Raw genomic sequence first — 22,198 nt, forward strand, 5'->3', positions numbered from 1 at the left:
CGCGCCCGGTCGTCATGGCGCGGTGCTCGCAAGAGGCGTCGCCTCGGAGGCGGGCGCGGCAAGCTCCACCGTGACCGGCATGCCCTGGCGCAGTTCTTCATCGTTGCCGTCGACCACGACGCGCAGACGATAGACGAGCGAAGTGCGAAGCTCGTCGGTCTGGACCGTTTTCGGCGTGAACTCGGCCGCCGTCGATATGAAGCCGATCTTTCCCCGATAGACCTTTCCACCCGGCGTGTCGGTGTGAACCGTGACCGGCATGCCCGGCCTGATGCGGCCGAGGTCCGGCTCGGTTACATAGGTGCGAACCCAGACGGGATTGGTAAGGCTCACCACGAAGACGGTCTCGCCCGCCTGCACGATCGCGCCGACCTCGCGAACGCGCGAAAGCACGGTGCCATCGCCGGGCGCGATCAGGTCCGCGTCGGCGAGCTGCCGCTCGATGGTGGCGATGACGGCGTTGCGCTCGTCGAGCTGCGCCTTCGCATAGACGATGTCCTCCTTGCGGTAGCCCGCTTCCTGAAGCCGGAGCGCCTCGCGCGCGGAATTGAGCTGCGCCTCGGCCTGCCGCTCCGCCGCCTGCGTGTCGTCGAACACTTTCTGCGACCCTGCGGGCGTCTTGAGCAGCGACTCGGCGCGCTTGCGCGTGATGGTGGCATTCGCAAGCGTCGCCTCGCGTTCGGCCACCGCCGCGCGCGCCTGCGCGATTTCCTCGACCCGGTAGCCCGCCTTGAGCTTCGCGTAGTTCGCCGCCGCCTGATCGGCCTGTGCGCGCATCTGCGCCAGCGTTTCGCGGAAGTAGATCTTTTCGAGCGACGCGAGCGTCTGTCCGGTGCGGACCCTGTCGCCCTCATCGACGGCGAGCGTTTCGATGCGTCCGGCAACCTTGAAGCCGAGGTTGACCTGCCGGACCTCGACATTGCCGTGGAGGCGCAATTCGCCGGTGTCGCGATGGCTCTCCCTGTACCACCAGTAACCGGCGCCCGCCGCGACGACGGCAAGCACGATGAGAAGGACGCGTTTCATTCCGGCTTCTCCTTCACGACAAGCGGTTTGTTTCGCTCCACCAGACCGAGCAGATCGCGGTGAGCGTCGATCGCCGTCGAGACGTCGATCGGATCGAAACGTCCGAACAGCGACCGCCAGATGACAACGCCCAGCAGCGGCCAGAAAAACAGCTGGGGGCATTTTGCCAGCGCGTCGCTACCAAGTTCCCCGCGCTCGAAGCCGCGCGCGGCTACGGCGCGAATTGCCGCGAGCCCGTGCGAAACCACCTCGCGATGATGGAACTCGGCGATGCGCGGAAAGCGCGGGCCTTCCGAGATGAGGAGTTGCAGCATCTTCTCGCGTTCCGTCCCGAGAATTTCGCTCTGAAACAGTAAAAGGATGCGCTCCAGAATGATCGGCGCGGGCACATCGGGCAGCATCGCGATGGCGTTGATCCGCGAAAGCAGGGGACCGGCGAAGCTCAGCAGAAGCTGCTCGAACAGCGCTTCCTTGTCGGGGAAATAGAGGTAGAGCGTGCCCTTCGCCACACCCGCCTTGCGGGCCACATCGTCGAGGCGGGCTGCGGCGAAACCTTTATCGGAGAAGATCTCGAAGGCGGCGGCGAGGATGGCCGCGCGGCGCGCGTCGGCCGATGGCCTTTTTCGCTCCGGCGCGGACTTGTCCCCTTCGAACGGGGAGGCCGTGTCTTCGGGGGGTTCGTCCTGTGCCATGGCAACGCTCAATATGACTGACTGTTCAGTCATATTATCGTCATTCAGGGCGCAAGCAAACGGCTTTCTCGCCTCGCCGGTCTTGTTGCCTGCGACAAAACATCAAATATCCGAAGCGGTGCTTTGCCGCAGCGCGCCTTGTGCAGCGTCGCGGGCGAAGATCGCGAGCGCGGAGGTCGGCATGAACATCATGAACCAGGTTTTCGATTCCGGGTCTGGCGCCGCTCTTCGTGAGGAAATCCGCAAGGTCACCCGCTTGCCGGAGCCGGAGATTGTTCCACCACTCGTCAGCCGGGCACGGCTTGATCCACCCACGGCGGAGAGGGTTGCCGCTCTGGCGCGCCGCCTTGTTGCCGAGCTTCGCGCGGAGAAGAAGGACGGCTTCGGCGTCGAGGCGCTGATGCAGCAATTCGCGCTGTCGACCCGCGAGGGCGTGGCGCTGATGTGCCTTGCCGAGTCGCTGCTTCGCATCCCCGACGCCCGGACGCGCGATCACATCATCCGCGACAAACTCGCAAAGGGCGACTGGGGAGCGCATGCGGGCAAAAGCTCGTCGTTCTTCGTGAATGCGTCGGCGTGGGGGCTGCTCGTCACCGGGCGGCTCGTCTCCGCGCGTGAAGCGGAGGGCTTCGGCGCCGCACTCAGCCGTGCGATGGCCAAGGGCGGCGAACCCGTGATCCGCAAGGCGCTGGATCTCGCGATGCGGCTCGTCGGCCGCCAGTTCGTCACCGGGCAGACGATCGAGGAAGCGCTCGATCATGCCGCGCCTTTCGAGGCCAAAGGCTTCAGCTATTCCTTCGACATGCTGGGCGAAGCGGCGATGACCGACGCGGATACGCTCGCCTATCTCGCATCTTACGAACACGCCATCCGCATCATCGGCGAGCGGCGGCGCGGGCGGAGCATTTATGCGGCGCCGGGCATCTCGGTGAAGCTGTCGGCGGTGCATCCGCGCTACACCTACGCGCAGATGGACCGCGTCGGGGCTGAACTTTACCCCCGCCTTCTGCGTCTGGCGACGATGGCGGCGGAGCGCGGCATCGGCTTCAACATCGACGCGGAGGAAACCGACCGGCTGGAACCGTCGCTGGATCTTCTGGAACGGCTCGCGTTCGAGCCGGCGCTTCGCGAATGGCAGGGCCTCGGCTTCGTGGTGCAGGCTTACCAGAAACGCGCCGCGCCGGTGATCGACTGGGCGATAGACCTCGCGGAGCGTTCAGGCCGCCGCATCATGGTGCGGCTGGTTAAGGGCGCATATTGGGATAGCGAGATCAAGCGCGCGCAGGCGGACGGGCTGGCGGGCTTTCCGGTCTTCACGCGCAAAGCCTATACCGACGTGAGCTATCTCGCCTGCGCCAAGCGGCTGCTTGCGGCAGGCGAACGCGTATTTCCCCAATTCGCCACGCACAACGCACATACGCTATCGGCGATCTACCACCTCGCGGCGCCCGATTTCCGCGTCGGCGCCTATGAATTTCAGTGTCTGCACGGGATGGGCGAGGCGCTTTACAGCCGCGTCGTCGGCGAGGGGGAACTTGATCGCCCGTGCCGCATCTACGCGCCCGTCGGCACGCATGAAACGCTGCTCGCCTATCTCGTGCGGCGGCTTCTCGAAAATGGCGCGAACTCCTCTTTCGTCCATCAGCTCGTCGACGAGCGCGTGAGCGTCGACGACCTCATTGCCGACCCCGTGGAGGAGGCCGCCCGGCTTGGCGGCGCTCCTCATCCCGAAATCGCCGCGCCCGCCGATCTGTTCGCGCCGCGCCGGAACTCGCGAGGGCTCGATCTTGCGGACGCCGTGGAGCGAGACGCCTTTGCGCGCGCTATCGAGGCAAGCCGGGCCATGACGTTCCGCGCCGCGCCCACGACATTCCGCGCCGCGCCCATTTCAGCCGACGCGGCGAAAGACGCGGGCCCGCCGCGCGCCATCGTCAATCCGGCCGACCCCGCCGACATCGTGGGGCATGCCGCCGACGCGACCGCCGCCGACATCGAGGGCGCACTCGTGCAAGCCGCCGATGCGGTCCCACGCTGGGCCGCGACGCCCGCCGCAGACCGCGCTTCCATGCTGGAGCGCGCCGCCGACCTGATCGAAAACGCTCGCCTCAGTCTCGGCGCGCTCATCGTTCGCGAGGCGGGCCGCACCATGCCCAACGCCATCCCGGAAATACGCGAGGCAGCCGATTTCTGCCGTTACTACGCCGCCGACGCGAGGACCCTCGCAGCGGCACCGCTCGGCCCGATTGCATGCATCAGCCCCTGGAACTTTCCGCTCGCCATCTTCACCGGCCAGATCGCGGCGGCGCTCGCGGCGGGCAACACCGTGCTCGCCAAGCCCGCAGAGCAAACGCCGCTCGTCGCCGCTGAAGCCGTGCGCATTCTCCACGAAGCGGGCATTCCGCAGGATGTGCTGCACCTCTTGCCCGGCGCTGGCGATGTCGGCGCGGCGCTCATTTCGGACGCGCGTGTGAAGGGCGTCGTCTTCACCGGCTCGACATCGGTGGCGAAATCCATCGAACGCACGCTCGCCACGCGCGGGCCAGTGCCGCTCATCGCCGAGACGGGCGGGCAGAACGCCATGATCGTCGACTCGTCGGCACTGCCCGAGCAGGTGGTGGCGGACGTGCTCGCTTCCGCCTTCGACTCCGCCGGACAGCGCTGCTCCGCGCTTCGCGTGCTGTGCCTTCAGGACGAGATTGCCGACGACATTCTCGCCATGCTGCAAGGCGCGATGGCCGAGCTTCGCGTGGGCGACCCGGCGAAAATCGAAACAGACATCGGCCCGGTGATCGACGCGGAGGCGCGCGATGCTCTGGCGAATTACATCGAAAAGAAGCGCGACCGCGTGCTCTGCCAGACGCCGGTTCCCGCCGAAGCAAGGGGCACCTTCATCGCGCCGACGCTCATCCGTCTCGACCGCATCGCGGAGCTGAAGCGCGAGGTGTTCGGCCCGGTGCTGCACGTGTTGCGCTTCCGCCGCGAGGATCTGGCCGCGACGCTCGACGCGGTGAATGCGACCGGCTACGGCCTCACGCTCGGGGTCCATTCGCGCATCGACGAGACGCAAGGCTCCGTTGGGGCGCGCGCCCAAGCGGGCAACATCTATGTGAACCGGAACATGATCGGCGCGGTGGTGGGTTCGCAACCCTTCGGCGGCGAGGGGCTGTCCGGCACCGGGCCGAAAGCGGGCGGGCCGCTTTATCTGCGCAGGCTCGCGAGGGACGCGGCACCGCCCCGGCTTGAAGGCGCACGCGACGAGGAGAAGCTTGCGGCATTCGATGCCCTCGCCACATGGGTCCGGTCCGGCGCGGGCGGTCTCCTCGGCACGTCGGACCGCGCGCTTCTCTCCAGCGTGTTCAGCGTCTATCGCGATGCGACGCCGTTCGCGCGTGAAGTGACCCTCCCCGGCCCTGTCGGCGAGGAAAACCGGCTGCTCTTCCAGCCGCGCGGGCGCGTGCTTGGCGTGGCCGAGACGGTTGCCGAGTTGCTTCACCAGTTCGGCGCCGCACTCGTCACCGGCAACGAATTCGCATCCCTCGACATCAAGGCGGCTCACGCGCTCTGCGATAAGCTACCGGCAGCGCTCGCTTCGCGGTGTTCCATGGCGCCCTCGATCCGGGGGGTTGATATTGCGGCGGTTCTCGCCATCGATGAAAGGGCGGCAGAAGCGGCGCGCGCGGCTTCCGAGCGCGAAGGGGCAATCGTGCCCGTGCTGCCCGGTCCGCCCTACCCTCTCACGATGCTGGTTCGTGAGAAGACCGTTTCGACCAACACGGCGGCGGCGGGCGGCAATGCAAGCCTGATGGCGCTCGGCAAATAGCCCGTCGAATCTTATTAAAAGCGACGGTCCGGCACAGGCGGGAGCATTAAGTCATCGGCACTACGCTCCGTCATTCCGCAGAAATCGGAGTGTGTCTCATGAAGCCTCGCGCCCTTGCCCTGTTCGCCGCCGCGTTCGCGCTGACATCGGCGGGAACGGCGTCTCCCTGCACACGCATCCTTTTCACCGGCGAAGACAAGACCGTCCTTACGGGCCGCACGCTCGACTGGATGGAGGACATGGCGTCCGACCTTTGGGCTTTCCCGGCAGGGCTCGAACGCGACGGCGCCGCCGGACCGCGCTCGCTGAAATGGACCTCGAAATATGGCAGCGTCGTCACCGCGAGCTATAATGCGGGCAGCGGCGACGGCTTGAACGAAAAGGGTCTCGTCGCGAACCTGCTTTATCTCGCTGAGGCGGATTACGGATCGGCGGACGGCCAGAAGCCGCTTCTTTCCAACGTCGCCTGGGCGCAATATGCGCTCGACAATTTCGCGACGGTTTCGGAAGCCGTCGAGGCATTCCGCAAGGAGCCGTTCACCCTTCTCGCGCCGACCTTCCCGAACGGCTCGGCGTCGACCCTGCATCTTTCGCTGTCCGACGCCTCGGGCGATTCCGCGATCTTTGAATATGTCGGCGGCAAGCTCCTCATTCATCACGGCAAGCAGTACACGGTGATGACGAACTCGCCGACCTACGACAAGCAGCTTGCAATCAACGAATATTGGGAGGATGTCGGCGGCTATGCCTTTCTGCCAGGCACCAGCCGCGCTTCCGATCGTTTCGCGCGCGCCTCGTTCTTCCTGAACCGCCTGCCGAAGAAGATCGACCCGAATTACATCAAGAGCGTGCCGGACCAGAGCTTCGAAAATCAGGCCGCGGCCAGCGTGCTGAGCACAGTGCGCAGTGTGAGCGTGCCGCTCGGCCTTGCCGCGAGCAAGGACGAGCCGAACATCGCCTCTACGATCTGGCGCACGGTGTCGGACCAGAAGGACCGCGTTTACTTCTTCGATTCCGCCACGCGCCCGAACACCTTCTGGGTCTCGCTCGACAAGCTCGACCTGAAGCGCGGCGCGCCCGTGAAGAAGCTCGCGCTGGCGAACGGCGAAATCTATGCGGGCGAGACGGCGGGCGAATTCAAGGACACAGCGCCGTTCAAGTTTCTTGAGGCGACGGCAACGGCTCGCGCCGATGCTGGCGAGAAGCGCAGCGATACCGCGAAACGAGAACGCACAATGCCACGTGGGGAGCGGCTGCGGTAACGGGCAGTCCGTTATGTCGGACGCACAATTCCGCGTTTCTCAATGCACTGTTCAAACCGCTCCATATGCTGTGACTATCCCCTTGATATTTTTGGCAGTTATGGCAAAAAACACCGACAAAGGCCAATAGTAGTTGCGTCTCCGGCCCGATTCTCGCGATGATGGATATTGCCATGAGCGATAAAGCTGTACGCATCGTTACATCAGCTCCAACCGAACTCAATCGTCACGATATATCCGACGAGGAATTGGAAATGTTTCGGCATTGGAGAACCGACCATGTGCAATCATACGGGCAAACCGCATTAGGCGGAATAATCGGTTCCGTTATCCCCGCATGTCAGGCGTTGTTCGATGCTTTCGTTTCGCACGTCGTAAAACCGATGGATATAATTGGACTTCTATCTATCATCGTTCTAACGGCTTCCGCGGTTGGTTTTGCGTTATGCTGGATCATTGATTCAAAACGTGTCAGAGATTACAATGCCAAAATAGAAGAGATAAGAAATAGAACAAATAAAAAGATTGAATATGTAAGTAGATCGCCAATGAATGATGAACCGTTGCCAACTAATGGGCGCCTCAAAAAGCAAAAAATGGTTTAGATCCGACACCTTTCCGATTCTGAAAAGGTGTTTAGTCCAGCATTAAACGCGGAACTGTTTCCCGCGCCTCACTCCTTTGAAAAGGAGTGCCAGACGCCATCCGGGCTGATCTCGACGCGATACCAGGCATATTTTCCGGCCGCCGCCATCTCCTTCACGCGGGCGGGAGGGAGGAAGCGGTAGATCTCCACCTCCTGGCTCGGCGTCAGCTTGTCGAGCGAAAGCGCGGCGTGATAGGGCCACACGATCATCTCGTCCTTCGTGCCGGGGTTCCTGATCGCGTAGCCCGTCGTCAGAAGGCTGTACAGAATCGCGAGCATTTCGCGGCCATTGCCATCAGCCGAAGCCCCTTTCAGATAGGCGATCCGGTCCGGCGTGCGCTCCTTCGCGAACACCGGGGGCAGTTCGTTCATGTCGATCGGCAGGCGCAACGCCTCGATGTCGCCGCTCGTCGCCGCCTGCATGATCGCCTGCCGCATGCGCTGCACCGGCTGAGGCAGCCTTGTCGCGTCACGCCCGAATTGCACCTCGGCGGCTGGTTGAGCCGCAGATGCCGCGCCGGCATTCTGCGAAAGCGCGGGCAGAGCGGCAAATGGCATCAGCAAAACCGCGAGCGCCACCGCGAACGTCCCCGGCAGCGGACATAAGCGCCCTCTCATCCTAAAGAAAATTGTTTTCGGCGATGCTTTCACGTTCGTCTCCTGTTGCATGACGTCCCCGTTTCACGGCATGCATGTGTGCTTGCGGGCGCGGCGAATCCGGTGTGACCTCGCGGGCGTTTTTGGGCGCGAGAATGGCGGAAACGCTCCTTCTCGTGACACGGGTCTTATCTAGAGCTAGAAGCGGGCCTATGTGGGCAGAGTCGATCATCGATCCGACACGATTTGCCATCATCGGCCTTGTCATCGGCGTGCTGATCGCGGCTCCCGTCGGGCCGGTGAACATCGTGTGCATCCAGCGGACGCTGGAGCGAGGTTTCTGGGGCGGTTTCGCCGCGGGCCTCGGGGCGGTGCTTGCCGACGGGCTCATTGCGTCGGTGGCAGCCTATGGTGCAACCGCGATTTCCGGCTTCATGCGCGAGCACCAGCTCAAGATCGAGTTGGTTGGCGGGGTCATCCTCGTCGCCTTCGGCCTCAGCATTTATCGCGCGCAACCGACGATCGTGGCCACAGCGACAACCAATATCGCGCGCCTGAGACGGCTTTCTAATACGATCCCGCCCTTTTTCCGGCCAGCACTGCGCTTTCGCATCTGGCGGATCATCCCGCATCTCAACATCGTGCCGCAGACATTCTTCCTCACCATCACCAACCCCGGTGCGATCCTCGGTCTGTTCGCGCTGTTCGGCGGCGCCACTTCCATCATGGGCGGCATCGACACCTGGGTGCAGGCCGTAACGGCGGTCACATCCATCATGACGGGAAGCCTGCTGTGGTGGATGGGGCTTTCACGCCTTATCAGCCGCGTGCGCCACAAGCTGACCGAAAGCCGCCTGAAGCGCATCAATCAGGCGTCGGGCGTGGTTCTGGTCATCTTCGGGCTGGCGCTCTTCGCGCAGTTCGCATACGGCCTGGCGGGCCATCGCTTCGGCGATACGGACCCTTCCGCGATGAATACGCTCCTGATAGCCTTCCCAAGACGTTAGATCCGCCCGCGTTGAAGCGGCTCCGATTTGCCGATGAAAGTGCGGATGAAGATTGAAATCAGGTGGACAACGGGAGAATGTCGTCCGCTTCGACAGACGAATCATGCATCCGTTTAGCTGATGCTTGAAAAATGCGCTGGTTGTTTGCAGGCTTGGTATAATCAAGCCTTGCTTACGCGAGGGCGGATCGCCTAAAAAAGTTAATGATGCCACCTCAGATGTCAGATCAGGCGCGACTTGCCGCGCTCGCCGTGAACAGGGCGGGTCGGTCCGCGATCCGGCTTGCGTTGAAATCGCCTTTCTCGCGCTGGATGTCCGGTGTTCCCGCCGCCTATCACCTTCTCATCCTGCCGCACGATTTGCGCACGGGCGACCCAAGCTTCGCGGTCGAGCTTTACGACGGCTATTTCGGGCTGGCGGGAGCGACCGCGCCCATCGGGTCCGAATCGCCGTTCCGCGTCATGCCGCCGTCGGTTCCATGGCAGAAAGAACTTTACGGCTTCGGCTGGCTTCGCCACCTGCACGCCGCCGAGGATCAGATCGCCCGTGAGAAAGCCCGCAAGCTCACGCTCGACTGGATCGCCTTCGCGAACAGTGCGCCGCCGCTCGGCCGCGACCGGGACATCACCGCGCGGCGTGTGATCGCGCTCCTCTCGCACGCGGCCTTCCTGCTCGACGGCGCGGAGCCGGACTTCTACGACGCCGTGATGCGCATGCTGTCGCGCGACCTGCACGATCTGACCGTCGTTTATGGCGACGGCTCAGGCGTGCCGAAGCTCAGGGCGCTGACCGCGATCCTCCTCGCCGGGCTTTGCATCGCCGAACACGAAACCTACCTCACGTCCTATCTGCCAGCGTTCTCGGCGGAACTCGACCGACAGATCCTCGAAGACGGCGGCCACGTCTCCCGCGACCCGGGCGAACTCATCGAAATCCTGCTCGAACTTTTGCCGCTGAAGCAGTGCTTCGTCGCGCGCCAGCTCGAACCGCCGGAAAAGCTCTACTCCGCGCTGAAACGCATGCAGGCCATGGTGCGCTTCCTGCGCCTCGGCGACGGCAGCCTCGCGCGGTTCAACGGCATGGGACCGACCTTCCTCGATCAGGTTTCCGCCGTTCTCGCCTATGACGATATGGGTGCCACCTTTCCCGACCTCCACGCGCCGAATTCGGGTTACGCCCGGCTTGCGGCGGGCGACGTCGTCGTGATCGCGGATGCGGGCGCGCCGCCGCCCCTGCATCTCTCGGCGCGGGCGCATGCCGGTTGCGGCGCGTTCGAAATGAGCGTCGGGACAGAGCCGCTGATCGCCAATTGCGGAGCACCGCAGGATGAAACGGGCGACTGGTACGTCGTTTCGCGATCCACGGCAGCGCATTCGACGCTCAGCATCGACGATCTGTCGTCTTCGCGGCTCATCAAGGCGCAGGAAAGTTTCGCGGGGCGCGAACTGTTCTGGCTGTCGGGTCCGCGCAGCGTCCAGCACGAGATCATCGAAAACGCCGCCTCCATCGGGGTGCGCATCGGCCATGACGGCTATCGCGAGCGCTTCGGCATGAACCACCGCAGGCAGCTCGCGCTCCACAAATCGGGCCATGAATTTGCCGGCCACGACCAGCTCGTGCCTGCCAACCAGACCGCCATCGAGGCGGATGCCCGCTTCGCGATCCGCTTCCATCTGCATCCGCGTGTCGCGGCGCAGCTTTCGCGCAATACGAATGCCGTCACGCTCACCTTGCCCTCGGGCGCGACGTGGCGCATGGTGGCGGAAGGCGCCGACCTCGACATCGAGGAGAGCATTTTCTTCGCAGATCCGATCTGCCTTAGACGCTCTCTTCAGATCGTCCTCAAGGGACCGTGCTCGGCGGCAACGTCCGTCCATTGGAAATTCGAGAAGGTGGCGCAGCAGCAGAAGCCCATCATTCAGGGCGCCCATCCCCGCCGTCTCGTCTGATCTTGATCTTCTCTCGCAGCATCACACTTACGAGCCATGTCCGCACAATCCACGAAACCGCAAGTTTTTCCGGTGCGCCGCGCACTCATTTCCGTTTCCGACAAGTCGAACCTTGCGGAATTCGCCAGGAAGCTCGATGCACTCGGCATCGAGATCGTCTCCACGGGTGGCACTGCCGCCTTCCTGCGCGATAATGGCATCGCCGTCGTGTCGGTGTCCGATGTCACGAAATTCCCCGAGATCCTCGAAGGCCGCGTGAAGACGCTGCACCCCGCCATCCACGGCGGCATCCTCGCCAATCTCGAACAGTCGAGCGCGCGCGAGGCGCTGGCACAGCATAACATCGCTCCAATCGGTCTCGTGGTCATCAACCTCTATCCTTTCGAGGAGACGCTCAAGAAGCACGCGGCCGACTTCGATACGATGATCGAGAACATCGACGTCGGCGGTCCGGCCATGCTGCGCGCGGCGGCGAAGAACCATAATTGCGTGACGGTCGTCACGGACCCGGCCGATTACGAGGCGGTCGCAGCCGAACTTTCCGGCGAAACGCGCGGGACGAGCGACGCAACGCGCCGCCGCCTCGCGGCCAAGGCCTTCGCGCGCACCGCCGCTTACGACACCGCGATTGCGACGTGGTTCGCCGGGCAGACCGGCTCCGCGGCATCGTCCCACACCATCACGGGCACGCTGAAGCAGAGCCTGCGTTACGGCGAGAATCCGCACCAGAAGGCCGCTCTTTACGAATCGACCGAACGGAACGGGCCGGGCATCGTCGGTGCCGAGCAGGTGCAGGGCAAGGAACTCTCTTACAACAATCTTACCGACGCCGACGCGGCCTTCGAACTGATTTCGGAATTTCCGAGCGGCGAGCCTGCGGTGGCCATCGTCAAGCATGCCAATCCGTGCGGCGTCGCGCTGGGCTCGTCACTCGTCGAAGCGTACAGGAAGGCGCTGGCCTGCGATCCGGTCAGCGCATTCGGTGGCATCGTCGCGTTGAACGGACGTCTGGAAGAGGATGCTGCCCGCGAAATCCTCAAGATCTTCACCGAAGTCGTGATCGTGCCGGAGGCGTCCGACGCGGCGCGCGCGGCATTCGCCGCAAAGCCGAACGTGCGGCTTCTGGTGACGGGCGGCTTGTTGCCGGTCGCGCGTCAGCCCTATTTCCGCTCGGTCGCCGGCGGTTTCCTCGTGCAGGATGCGGATGTCGGCGGCTTCGAGGGCAAGACGCTGCGGACCGTCACGAAACGTGAACCGTCCGAGGTCGAGCGCGCCAACATGGTTTTCGCCATGCGCGTCACGAAGCATGTGAAGTCGAACGCCATCGTGTTCGCGAAGGACGGCGCCACGATCGGCATCGGCGCAGGGCAGATGAGCCGGGTGGACAGCGTTCGCCTCGCCGTGTGGAAGGCGCGCGAAGCGGCCGAGCACGCCGGGAAAAATCCCGACGAGGCGTTGAAAGATACCGCCGTCGCTTCGGACGCGTTCTTCCCCTTCGCGGACGGTCTGCTCGCCGCTGCCGACGCAGGCGCGACGTCGATCATTCAGCCGGGTGGCTCCATGCGCGACGAGGAAGTGATCCGCGCCGCCGATGAACGCGGCCTCGCCATGGTGTTTACGGGCGTGCGACACTTCCGGCACTGATCGCCAACGGTCCGCGCTCGCGCAATCGCAGTCACTCTCGATATCTTCGCTGCCTCGCATGCCCGCGCATGCGAGGCAGTTCGGTTTTATGCGAGATACTAAATTTTCACGAAAAGTTTCGCGACCGAGCGGTTTTTGCGAAGCCTGCCTTTATTCGCAACGCTGCTTCGGTTTTCGGAGCTTGCGCTTGAGAGTGTTTTCTTTTTTTATCATTGATGGCCGTGATCAATTGTCTCGCGCCATTTTTGTAACTTGTTTCCCGGCAGTTTCAACCTAAGTGCCTAGGTTGCATGCTTCAGCACTAACGGTGTTTGATCCTTTGATTGATGTCTCTCTCGATTCCCTTTTGGGGTCCGCTCTCGACCAGTTTAACGCAGGGTTCGCCGCTTCGCTCGCCAATGGCGAAGTCGTCCATGCGAACGCGGCTGCGCGTTCCATGGCCGACGCGGGCTGGCCTATTCGGATCGAAAACGGTCGCTTGCGCGCTGAGGACGCCGAGCGCACCGCGCTGCTGTTGAGAGCGATTTTCGAGGCGGCGCAGGCGGCATCACGGGCGAACGAAAAGCCGTTCGATCGAGAGTTGTCCCTCTCGTCGCCTCTCAATCGAGGCGCCATCGCCATTGCCATGATCCGTCCACTCGACGCACAACTCGATGGTCGGCCCATGGTGGCGATCCACATTGCCACTTACCCCGCGCAGAGCAATAGCGCCCTGCCAGTCGTTACGCAATGCTACGGTCTGACCAAGGCCGAGGCGCGGGCGCTCGAACACTTCGCGAAAGGGTGCTCCGTAACGGAGGCGGCGGCGGCGCTGTCACTCTCCGTCAACACCGTGAAAACGCATCTGCAGAATATTTTCGCCAAGACGGGCGCCTCCCGGCAGAAAGATCTGATGAAGATCGTAGATGATCTCCGGTCTCCCCTCGCTCATTTCTGACGCCGGAAAGCAACCTACAATCATTCTTGCGTGCACCGCCCGTCACTGTTGCGAGAAATCAACAAACTCGCACAGCCGACAACAGCAAACCATTGCAGCAAAAGATCTTTTCTTCGCCTCACCAGAAGGAGGCACCTGCAAAAACCTCAATTCACTAAAAATACAACTTTAAGTTTAGCTTGTTTGCGAGTATCGCAAGAAAAGGCGTTCGGCGTTGATTCTACTGGCAACTCAAGCGAGAGAAGAGAGAAATGGCTCTCAAGCATACGATTCTGGCAGGCGCCGCCGCACTTGGCGCAGCGGCAATCGCTGCGCTCCCGGCTCATGCAGACGGCATCCCCGCCAGCTATAAGGATATTGCGCCACCGCCGCCGCTTTGGACGGGTTTCTATGTCGGCGCGCATCTGGGCGGCGGCTGGACCGATATCGACCTGGGTCGAAACCACTACGACTATTGGCGGGACGCGGACAATTTTACCCGCTACGACTACAATGGCGGCTTGAGTGGATCGGGCATCTTCGGTGGCCTGACCCTCGGCTATAATTGGCAGTTTGGCCAATGCTGCAACTACATCTACGGCATCGAACTTGACGTCGGCGGCTGGCGTGATGACGCGAGCAAGACATTCTACATCGATGACGACCGTGGCGGCCTCGATCCCAACGCCTCCACTCGCATCCGCTTCACGAGCAAGGGCGGCTTCTACGGCGACATCACGGGGCGCCTCGGCTATGCGGCGGGCAATACGCTGATTTACGCGAAGGGCGGCTTCGCGTGGCTCAACAACTCGGTGCGCGCCGGTATTCTTCGCGAAAATGGCAACGCCTACAACTACGACTGGAGTTCCACGACCGACAACGGCAATACGCTTGCCGGATGGACCGTCGGCGGCGGCCTTGAGTACAAGTGGAATTACAATTGGTCCGTGAAGGCCGAATATCTGTACTTCAATTTCGGCGAGCCGAACGTCGGCGGCGCGTGCTGCTATACATACCCTGGCGAAACGTTCAGCCGCTATAAAGCAGACTTTAAAGACATCGGCGATCTGACGGCCAACTCGTTCAAGCTCGGCGTGAACTATGCTGTCTTCACGCCCCCGGCTCCGCTGAAGTAGCGATCGCGGGAACAACTCGGCAAATTCTGCCAAGCGCCGTGGGTCTTTGACGTGCGGCGCTTTTCTGGCGCGAACGATCAGCCTGCCTGCGCCAGATCGATGAGGAAAATCGATCAGTCGCTGACGATTTCGGGCGGCGGCTCCCGGTGACCCGCTAAATAGAGAAGGGCCCCGAAGACGCCGAAAAGAAGGAAGATCGGAAGCACAAGGAGCGGTTCCACAACCCCGTTCCAGAGGTATGAGGGCGCGTTATCGAGAAAAAACCGCTGCACCGCTTCATGAGTATCGGGAGCGCGATCAAGTTGCGCCGAGAGTGATGTGAGAGGAAGGGCACGGCCCGGACTGCCGACCAGCCGAATGCCGTCGTAGACGAGCGCGGCGAAAGCGCCGATCAAGAGCGTCAGTCCTGACACACGTAAAAACAGCATCGCTTCCATCCTGATCTGGCCAGTTTTGTAATGCCGACGGGCAAAGGACGCAACCGCCGGGACACGCTGGTGTTTGTTAAGAAGATCCCACGATTTGAGTAAACTGATGCACTCCGCGCCCGGCCTTGAAGCCAGGCCTCTGGCTGCGGCGCAGGTCAGTTTATCGAGTTTGTCGGGGCGACTGCGAGCTTCAATGCGAGCCATTCGTAAGCCTGCGCCATGTCTTCGAGGGCGTTCTTCAGCCAGATCTCGTCAAGCGCTTCAGCCTGTGCGCGCGTCTCTTTCGCGCGGCGAATGAGGGTGTCGGGCGTATGCTCTTTCGACATTGTCTTCATCCTCCCTTTGAAGGGCGCATGCTGCACCCATCTTGACGCGCGCAAAAGCGCGATGTGAATAAATCGTTAAGAGCTTCGACGCGGAAAGCGCTCCCGGCCTTGAGCGCTGCTTCTGCAGACACGAATTCACGCAATACAACTTTAGCGACAATCTGTACAAAACGCTTAGGAGCATGTTAGGTAAACAACAGCAATTGCGAGCGAGGGAAAAAATGCGCAAAGTTGCTTTTGCAGGTCTGGCCGCCATCGCGGTCTCTCTTTGGATGCCGGCGCAGGTTTTTGCGTGGTCGACCGAACCCGTCCAGCAGAACAGTGACGCCGCAGCCGCTCTCAACGACGACGACAAGCTGAAAGCGCTTCAGGACAAGGTCGACGGCAAGAGCGAATTCAAGAGCGGTTTCTACGTTTCGGGCGGCGCGACCAGCGGCCTGTCCGAGAGCCCCTTCGGCTTCCAGCAGCAGAACTCGGCGAGCAGCGGAGTGCCTTACGGCTATTCGCCGATGCCCGGTTTTCGCGGTATTTCTCGCTGAAGCCATCGCAGCTTCGTGTGATCGCCTGCGCCGCGCCGAAAAGCGCGGCGTTTTCATGCGTGCGTGGCGCAGGCGCGGCGCTCTTGCCTCGGCTTCCGCAGCGTCGGCGCAAGCGGCTTTCGACATGACGCTGTCGCTCTCGGCGCTTCTACGCTTCGTCTGCGATGAATGTGCAGACCACCTCGTTGCCGCAGCCCACGTAGTCCACCGAACTGAAAGACATCCTGCGCGCCGTGGCGATCCCGCGTCCGTGCGGATGCGTGGCCCGTTCTGGGCTTATATCGAGATAGGGCCGCCAGTCGAACCCGGCCCCCTGGTCGCGAATGCGCACCCTAAGCGTCATGCTGTCCGTCTCAAAGCTGAGCCAAGCCCATTTCTCGCGGTTCTCCGGCAGGGCAAGCCGATGCTCGATTTCCTCCTGCAGACGCCCTTGAAGCATGAGGCGCGTCTTTTCCCGATAGGTGATGCCGAGATTGCCGTGCTCGATCGCGTTTGAAAGCATCTCGTGCAGGCCATAAATGGCCGCTTCGGGCTCGGGGAAACAATTGGCGATGAGGAAAGCGAGGCTGCGCGCCTCCTGCGGGGTCCGGAAGCGGAAGCGGGCCTGTTCAAGAAGTCCCATCAAGGTGCGATGCTGTGCGACCTCCTCGCGAAGCCGCCGCTTCTGCGCGGCATCCCGAAGTGCGGCGCCGACAATGGCGAGCAGCATCTGATCTTCATAAGGCTTTGTGAGATAATAATAGACCCCCGCCCTGATGCCCTGAAGGATCTGGTCGCGCGCCGTCGCGCCCGTTTGCATGATCACCGGAATATCGGCGAGGTGCGCATCCTTTTTCACCGCTCTCAGCACTTCGATACCGCTCATGCGCGGCATCATGCGGTCCAGCAGAACGGCATCGATACCGGGCGTGTCGTGAAGACGCTTGAGCGCGGTGTCGCCGTCGTCGGCTTCCACGACATCGTAGCCGCCTTCGCAAAGAAGGTCGCGCAGGATGTCCCGATTCAGCGCATCGTCGTCGACATAAAGGATCTTGCGCATTTGAAATCCGCGAACCAGCGATGAAGTCCGAAGGCGGGTAAGCGCCCTCAGTCTAAGGAACTACAAAAAACTGAAGACGCCCTGAAGGGTTCCATGGATTGGGCGAACGATGCGCGGGAATGGCTCGGATGGCGGGGGGAAGCACGCACTGCCGCCCCAGCCTCTTTCGGCCGTTCCGCGCCGATATCATTGCGCCGTGCGCGGAAACGATCGTCTTGCCAGATCGACGGGCCGAGCGCGGTTCCCCCGATCAGGCAGAGTGAGCCACTGTTCGCCGGGTGAGCGGCTCTCCCGCGACGGCATGGCTGCTGACTGCTTCGAGGTAGCGGGTTCAACCATTTTCGTCAGAAACGGATGAAAATAGAAAGCCTGGAGAAAGCGAGTTCAACGATAAATCTGCGCCTGGCCCGAGATTAGTCGCCCCCGCGCAGGGAGTTTTCAGGGCTTGCTGCCGGTTCTCCCGGCCGGGATGCTGCAACCCGACTGTCGCGGCCTCTCGGGATCACGAAATGGATCGAAGCGCCCAATTCCGAAGGGGCCGCCCAGATGCGGCCGCCGTGCAGCCGAACGATTTCCCGACATATCGTCAAACCGAGCCCCGAGCCACCGGCTCCCGTATCCGTCTTGCTGCTTTGGGTGAATTTATCGAACACGCGATCGAGTTCGCCTTCCGGGATGCCGATGCCGTGGTCCTTTATGTGACAGTGAATGGCCTCGCCGCCGTCTGGCATGACTGCGTCGGCAAATGTAACCGTGATGGTTGCCCCCCTTGGAGAAAACTTGATCGCGTTTGAAAACAGATTGACGAAAACCTGCATCATCCGCCGCGCATCGAACACCGCCTCAACGTCGCCGGTTTGCGCCTCAAAACTCAAGCAGAGAGCCTTGTCTTCGACAAGTGAGCCGAGTTCGACCCCGGCTTTGCGGGCCACACTCATCAGGCTTCCGCGCTCCTTGTGCAGATCCGACCAGGCCGATTCGAGCTTCGACAGATCGAGCAGCGCATTCAGCATGCCAAGCAGGCGCTCGCCCGCTGTCTGTATGTTCGTCAGGCACTTCTCCAGCCGGGCCTGATCTCCTCCGCGCGCCGCTTTCAACCCGAACGCGCCGTAGTTCAGGATCGCATGCATCGGCGTCCGGAATTCGTGGCTCATATTCATCAGAAACGCGGTCTTCAGCCGGTTGGCCTCGTCGGCTTGCTCCTTCGCCGCTTCCAGTTCGGCGTTGATGTCTTGAAGCCGCCCGCGCTCTGCCGCCAGAGCCGCGCTCGTTCGACCAAGCTGGCGGTGACGGCGTCGCAGGCTATCGTTTGCCAGCGCGAGCCTGCGGCTTCCATCGTAAAGAGCGACTTCCCGTTCCACGCGACGACCGATCTCCCGAACGAGAACCCAGCTCAGCGTGAGGAGGAGAGCCAGAACACCGGCGCACAGCACCCCCAGCTTCGCCACGCTGCTGTCGACGGACGCATAAACGTCCCGCTCGGCGATGCCGGACATGACGAGAAGCGGATAGTCGCCGACCTTGCGCCAGCGGAAAAAGGTGTCGGAACCGTCCAGCGGATTACGGGCGCGTTTGAGCCCGGCGTCCTGACCGCCCGTAAGCCCCTTCAAGTCAGGGTACACCGTTCCCAAAAACGCAAGGTTGGACTCCTGCCAGTTCGCAAAAGAGGCACGGATAACACCATCGGTGCCCAGAACCATCAGGCTGCCGCTCTTACCGATGTTGATCGACCGCTGAAGCGTCGTCAGCGATTCCGGCGAAAGCGAGAAAACGATAATGCCCGCAAGCTTTCCGTCCGGGCCCTCCACGCGGTCCGTGATCTGGATCGTCCACTGCCGCGAGATGCGGCCAATCACCGGCTTCCCGAAATAAAGCCCCGGCCGACCCTCCAAATGGACGCGTATGTGGTCGCGGTCGGACAAGTCTACCGGCTGCGGGTCCTGGCTGAGAGACGACGAAAGCAGCTTTCCGTCCGGCCCGACGAAAGAGATCTGCACCGTGGTTGAGGCCGTGGCCAGAGCGGGAAGGTACGTTCGCCAGTCGGCGAGGTTGAGGCTGGTTCCCTGCGCTGCGAGTTTCGGCTTCAGGAATCGAATCGCGCTCGCAACCATCTCGACGTTCAGGCGCGCCTGCTCTTCGAAAGCGGCCGAGAGGGTCGAGACATCGTTCCAGGCCCGGCTTTCCGCATAGGAACGCGCCTCGTTCACGACGGCGCAGAAAAAAAGGATGGTACCTATCACGACACCGCATGCGGAGATCGCGACCGCAAGCCTCAGCCTGGCGCCCGAACGCCGTATGCGGTGTCGCCTGTCAAGCCTGAGACCGTGCCGCTTACCCGCCATGGTGTGTAAATCGAGACTTGAGGGTGTATTTCGCGTCCGCTGTCGGGGAGGATCGATTGAGGCGGGCACGTGCAAGGGAGGGGGAATGAAAGGATCGGTCGCAACGCCCGGCGGCTGGCTCTCGCGCACTCGCCGGATGCTGTCTGCAACCTCCGAAAGACGAGAGCGATTGCGTCGAAGCGCGACGCGGTGCGCAGAAATGTCGCCGTAGCGGGCAGCGGCCGTGGCAGCCACTCGCCGCATATTCCAAAGCTGAACGAGGCGTGTTCAAGCTTCGCTCCGAAGCGGCGCCGGGTCGGCTCGATATCGTCGTCTCTCCAAAAGCACCCGACCTTGTCCCATACGCCCACGCCCAAAGCGCGACGAGGCTTGTCTCGCTTCCCATTCCTACCCGCTCCGCGCACGGCTATCCGCTCTGCTTCATATGCTTAGCTGAAGCTGCGCAGACGTCCAGCCTTGAAACGACTTTTTCTCCACACAGTAAAAAGCGTTTCTGTGAACTTTTGAAGATTATTGTGATGCCGCGGTTAATCGAGCGACGGTGCGGCTACCATCGGGATCGGACCGGGCTTGATTGTCGATGCGCGCTCCATCGGCGCGCGTGGCGCGACGAGATCCCGGCCATGTCGACAGAGCCGGACAAAAAAAAAGCGCGCGGGAGTTTCCTCCCACGCGCGAACACTGTGCCTTGCCGAAACCGACACGCGCATCGAAAGCTGCGTGCGGTGCCGACGCCACTTAAAGGGCCAGGCGTGCTTTCAAGGTCTGCAAGCGCTCCAGCCGATCCCATGACGAGATCTTGCGAGCGTCGTCCTTCGCCTCGTCGAGTTCCTGCTGAGCCTGCGCGATCTCGTCCGTCAGGACAGCCCCCGTCAGCTCTTCGAGCGGAATGGCGAATTCAGCCAATACGGTCGCCTTTTCGGGCCCGACATCGGCAAAGCCGCCACGCAGGAAGAACTGCTTTTCGCCGTCCTTTGCGCGCGTCGTCAGGATGCCGGGGCGTAACTTGAGAATAAGAAGGCCACGTCCCGCCTGCGCAGAAAGGTCGCCTTCCTGCCCCGGAAGCACAGCCTCAAGCACATCGGCGGACAAGAGCCGCTTATCCGGCGAAATAAGTTCGAAATGAATGGTATCGGCCATCTCGGTCCGTTCTCCGGCGCTGGTCCGTAAAAATCCGAAGGCCGCCCTGACACGCGCGAAACGACGCGTGCGAAGGCGGCCGTTACTGCCTTAGGCCGCGGCGGCCAGTTCCTCGGCCTTCTTGATGGCCTCGTCGATGGTGCCGACCATGTAGAACGCCTGCTCCGGCAAATGATCGTAATCGCCTTCGCAGAGACCCTTGAAGCCTTTCACCGTGTCCTTCACGTCGACGAGCACACCCGGCTTGCCAGTGAACGCTTCGGCGACGTGGAACGGCTGCGACAGGAAGCGCTCGATCTTGCGGGCGCGCGCCACGGTCCGCTTGTCCTCTTCTGACAGTTCGTCCATGCCGAGGATCGCGATGATGTCCTGAAGCGCCTTGTAGCGCTGAAGGATGGCCTGCACCTGACGAGCGACCTTGTAATGCTCCTCGCCGACGATGCGCGGCTCAAGCGCACGGCTCGTCGAGTCGAGCGGGTCGACCGCCGGATAAATGCCCTTCTCCGCGATCGAGCGCGAAAGCACCGTCGTTGCGTCCAAGTGAGCGAACGAAGCCGCAGGCGCCGGGTCGGTCAAGTCGTCGGCGGGCACATAGATGGCCTGCACGGACGTGATCGAGCCTTTCGAGGTCGACGTGATGCGCTCCTGAAGCGCGCCCATGTCGGTCGCAAGCGTCGGCTGATAACCCACGGCCGACGGGATACGGCCGAGAAGAGCGGACACTTCGGAACCCGCCTGCGTGAAGCGGAAGATGTTGTCCACGAAGAACAGCACGTCCTGGCCCTGGTCGCGGAAATATTCGGCTACGGTGAGACCGGTCAGAGCCACGCGGGCGCGCGCTCCGGGGGGCTCGTTCATCTGGCCGAAAACCAGCGAACACTTGGAACCCTGCGCGGAACCGCTCTCGTGCGGGTCCACGTTCACCTTGGACTCGATCATTTCCCAGTAAAGGTCGTTGCCTTCACGGGTACGCTCGCCAACGCCCGCGAACACGGAGTAACCGCCGTGGCCCTTCGCGATGTTATTGATGAGTTCCTGAATGAGCACCGTCTTGCCGACGCCCGCGCCGCCGAACAGGCCGACCTTGCCGCCCTTCGAGTAAGGCGCAAGCAGGTCGACGACCTTGATGCCGGTGACGAGCACTTCCACTTCGGTCGACTGATCGACGAACGACGGCGCCTGCGCATGGATCGGGCGGCGCTGGTTCGACTTGATCGGACCGGCTTCGTCGATCGGCTCGCCGATGACGTTCATGATGCGGCCGAGCGTCTCTTCGCCGACGGGAACCGAGATCGCTTCGCCGGTGTCGGTGACTTCCTGACCGCGAATGAGACCTTCGGTCGAATCCATGGCGATGGTGCGGACGGTGCTTTCGCCGAGGTGCTGGGCAACCTCAAGCACAAGGCGGCTGCCGTGGTTCTGTGTCTCAAGCGCGTTCAGGATCGACGGCAGCGGCCCATCGAACTGCACGTCCACCACGGCGCCCGTGACCTGCCTGATACGGCCAACTCGTCTATCGCTCATCTTGTCTTCCCCAAAACCGGTCCATCTTTGTCAGATGCGACGACGAACTCCGAGCGTCCGATGCCGCACTCAATTCATTTCACGCCGCGCAACCCTTACGGGTCGCTTGCTTCGGCTGCCTCCCTGGCCGGTCGCGGGACCGACACGATAAGCACCCCTCGCGAC

Annotated in this window: 18 protein-coding genes; 9 read left to right on the forward strand and 9 right to left on the reverse strand. The window is 62.4% G+C overall.

The features are described 5' to 3' along the window. Positions 1–12: 12 nt before the first annotated feature. Both hlyD and EK416_RS11360 read right to left on the reverse strand, forming a co-directional pair. Positions 13–1,026: a secretion protein HlyD gene (gene hlyD / locus EK416_RS11355; RefSeq protein ID WP_127077602.1), complete on the reverse strand. Its 1,014-nt coding sequence runs from the start codon at positions 1,024–1,026 to the stop codon at positions 13–15. Next, positions 1,023–1,718 (reverse strand): TetR/AcrR family transcriptional regulator, encoded by a 696-nt coding sequence (locus tag EK416_RS11360; RefSeq protein ID WP_127077603.1) that lies wholly within the window; start codon positions 1,716–1,718, stop codon positions 1,023–1,025. The genes hlyD and EK416_RS11360 overlap by 4 nt, the downstream gene beginning before the upstream one ends. 181 nt (positions 1,719–1,899) lie before the next feature. On the opposite strand from EK416_RS11360, the gene putA reads away from it, so the two are divergent. The 3 genes from putA to EK416_RS11375 all read left to right on the forward strand — a co-directional run bounded on the left by putA (position 1,900) and on the right by EK416_RS11375 (position 7,405). Continuing rightward, a complete protein-coding gene (gene putA, locus EK416_RS11365) occupies positions 1,900–5,538 on the forward strand; it encodes a bifunctional proline dehydrogenase/L-glutamate gamma-semialdehyde dehydrogenase PutA (RefSeq protein WP_127077604.1) in 3,639 nt (1,212 codons plus the stop codon). 98 nt (positions 5,539–5,636) lie between these two features. Continuing rightward, positions 5,637–6,800: a linear amide C-N hydrolase gene (locus EK416_RS11370; protein ID WP_127077605.1), complete on the forward strand. Its 1,164-nt coding sequence runs from the start codon at positions 5,637–5,639 to the stop codon at positions 6,798–6,800. Positions 6,801–6,973: 173 nt separating this feature from the next. Next, entirely contained in the window at positions 6,974–7,405 is a 432-nt protein-coding gene (locus tag EK416_RS11375) for a hypothetical protein (protein WP_127077606.1), read from the forward strand. A gap of 68 nt (positions 7,406–7,473) precedes the next feature. Here EK416_RS11375 and EK416_RS11380 read toward each other — a convergent pair whose 3' ends face one another. Next, a complete protein-coding gene (locus EK416_RS11380; protein WP_164729997.1) occupies positions 7,474–8,064 on the reverse strand; it encodes a hypothetical protein in 591 nt (196 codons plus the stop codon). A gap of 191 nt (positions 8,065–8,255) precedes the next feature. Between EK416_RS11380 and EK416_RS11385 the strand changes: the two genes are divergently transcribed. The 5 genes from EK416_RS11385 (at position 8,256) to EK416_RS11405 (ending at position 14,695) form a co-directional block, all read left to right on the forward strand. Next, a complete protein-coding gene (locus tag EK416_RS11385) occupies positions 8,256–9,050 on the forward strand; it encodes a LysE family translocator (protein WP_127077608.1) in 795 nt (264 codons plus the stop codon). Positions 9,051–9,253: 203 nt separating this feature from the next. After that, positions 9,254–10,999 (forward strand): heparinase II/III family protein, encoded by a 1,746-nt coding sequence (locus tag EK416_RS11390; RefSeq protein WP_127077609.1) that lies wholly within the window; start codon positions 9,254–9,256, stop codon positions 10,997–10,999. Between the two features lie 36 nt (positions 11,000–11,035). Continuing rightward, a complete protein-coding gene (gene purH, locus EK416_RS11395) occupies positions 11,036–12,643 on the forward strand; it encodes a bifunctional phosphoribosylaminoimidazolecarboxamide formyltransferase/IMP cyclohydrolase (protein WP_127077610.1) in 1,608 nt (535 codons plus the stop codon). Between the two features lie 286 nt (positions 12,644–12,929). Further along, positions 12,930–13,580, forward strand: coding sequence for a helix-turn-helix transcriptional regulator (locus EK416_RS11400; RefSeq protein ID WP_127077611.1), 651 nt, complete (start codon positions 12,930–12,932; stop codon positions 13,578–13,580). 251 nt (positions 13,581–13,831) lie between these two features. Further along, on the forward strand, positions 13,832–14,695 hold the full coding sequence (locus tag EK416_RS11405) for an outer membrane protein (protein WP_127077612.1): 864 nt from the start codon (positions 13,832–13,834) through the stop codon (positions 14,693–14,695). Between the two features lie 113 nt (positions 14,696–14,808). On the opposite strand, the gene EK416_RS17760 is transcribed toward EK416_RS11405, so the two are convergent. Together EK416_RS17760 and EK416_RS17765 are read right to left on the reverse strand one after the other, a co-directional pair. Then, on the reverse strand, positions 14,809–15,327 hold the full coding sequence (locus EK416_RS17760; protein WP_164729998.1) for a hypothetical protein: 519 nt from the start codon (positions 15,325–15,327) through the stop codon (positions 14,809–14,811). Further along, the gene (locus EK416_RS17765) at positions 15,279–15,449 is read right to left on the reverse strand and encodes a hypothetical protein (RefSeq protein WP_164729999.1); all 171 of its coding nucleotides are present in this window, start codon (positions 15,447–15,449) and stop codon (positions 15,279–15,281) included. Before EK416_RS17765 ends, EK416_RS17760 begins: the two co-directional genes overlap by 49 nt. A gap of 221 nt (positions 15,450–15,670) precedes the next feature. On the opposite strand from EK416_RS17765, the gene EK416_RS11415 reads away from it, so the two are divergent. Continuing rightward, the gene (locus tag EK416_RS11415; protein WP_127077614.1) at positions 15,671–15,988 is read left to right on the forward strand and encodes a hypothetical protein; all 318 of its coding nucleotides are present in this window, start codon (positions 15,671–15,673) and stop codon (positions 15,986–15,988) included. A gap of 148 nt (positions 15,989–16,136) precedes the next feature. On the opposite strand, the gene EK416_RS11420 is transcribed toward EK416_RS11415, so the two are convergent. The 4 genes from EK416_RS11420 to atpD all read right to left on the reverse strand — a co-directional run bounded on the left by EK416_RS11420 (position 16,137) and on the right by atpD (position 22,033). Then, a complete protein-coding gene (locus EK416_RS11420) occupies positions 16,137–17,027 on the reverse strand; it encodes an ATP-binding response regulator (protein WP_127077615.1) in 891 nt (296 codons plus the stop codon). Positions 17,028–17,440: 413 nt separating this feature from the next. Beyond that, entirely contained in the window at positions 17,441–19,267 is a 1,827-nt protein-coding gene (locus EK416_RS11425; RefSeq protein WP_164730000.1) for a cache domain-containing sensor histidine kinase, read from the reverse strand. An 840-nt stretch (positions 19,268–20,107) separates the two neighbouring features. Beyond that, the gene (locus tag EK416_RS11430; protein ID WP_127077617.1) at positions 20,108–20,509 is read right to left on the reverse strand and encodes a F0F1 ATP synthase subunit epsilon; all 402 of its coding nucleotides are present in this window, start codon (positions 20,507–20,509) and stop codon (positions 20,108–20,110) included. A 90-nt stretch (positions 20,510–20,599) separates the two neighbouring features. Continuing rightward, positions 20,600–22,033, reverse strand: a complete 1,434-nt coding sequence (atpD, locus tag EK416_RS11435; RefSeq protein ID WP_127077618.1) for a F0F1 ATP synthase subunit beta — start codon at positions 22,031–22,033, stop codon at positions 20,600–20,602. Positions 22,034–22,198: the final 165 nt, after the last annotated feature.

It is taken from the genome of Rhodomicrobium lacus (assembly GCF_003992725.1).
Taxonomy (GTDB): Bacteria; Pseudomonadota; Alphaproteobacteria; order Rhizobiales; family Rhodomicrobiaceae; genus Rhodomicrobium; species Rhodomicrobium lacus.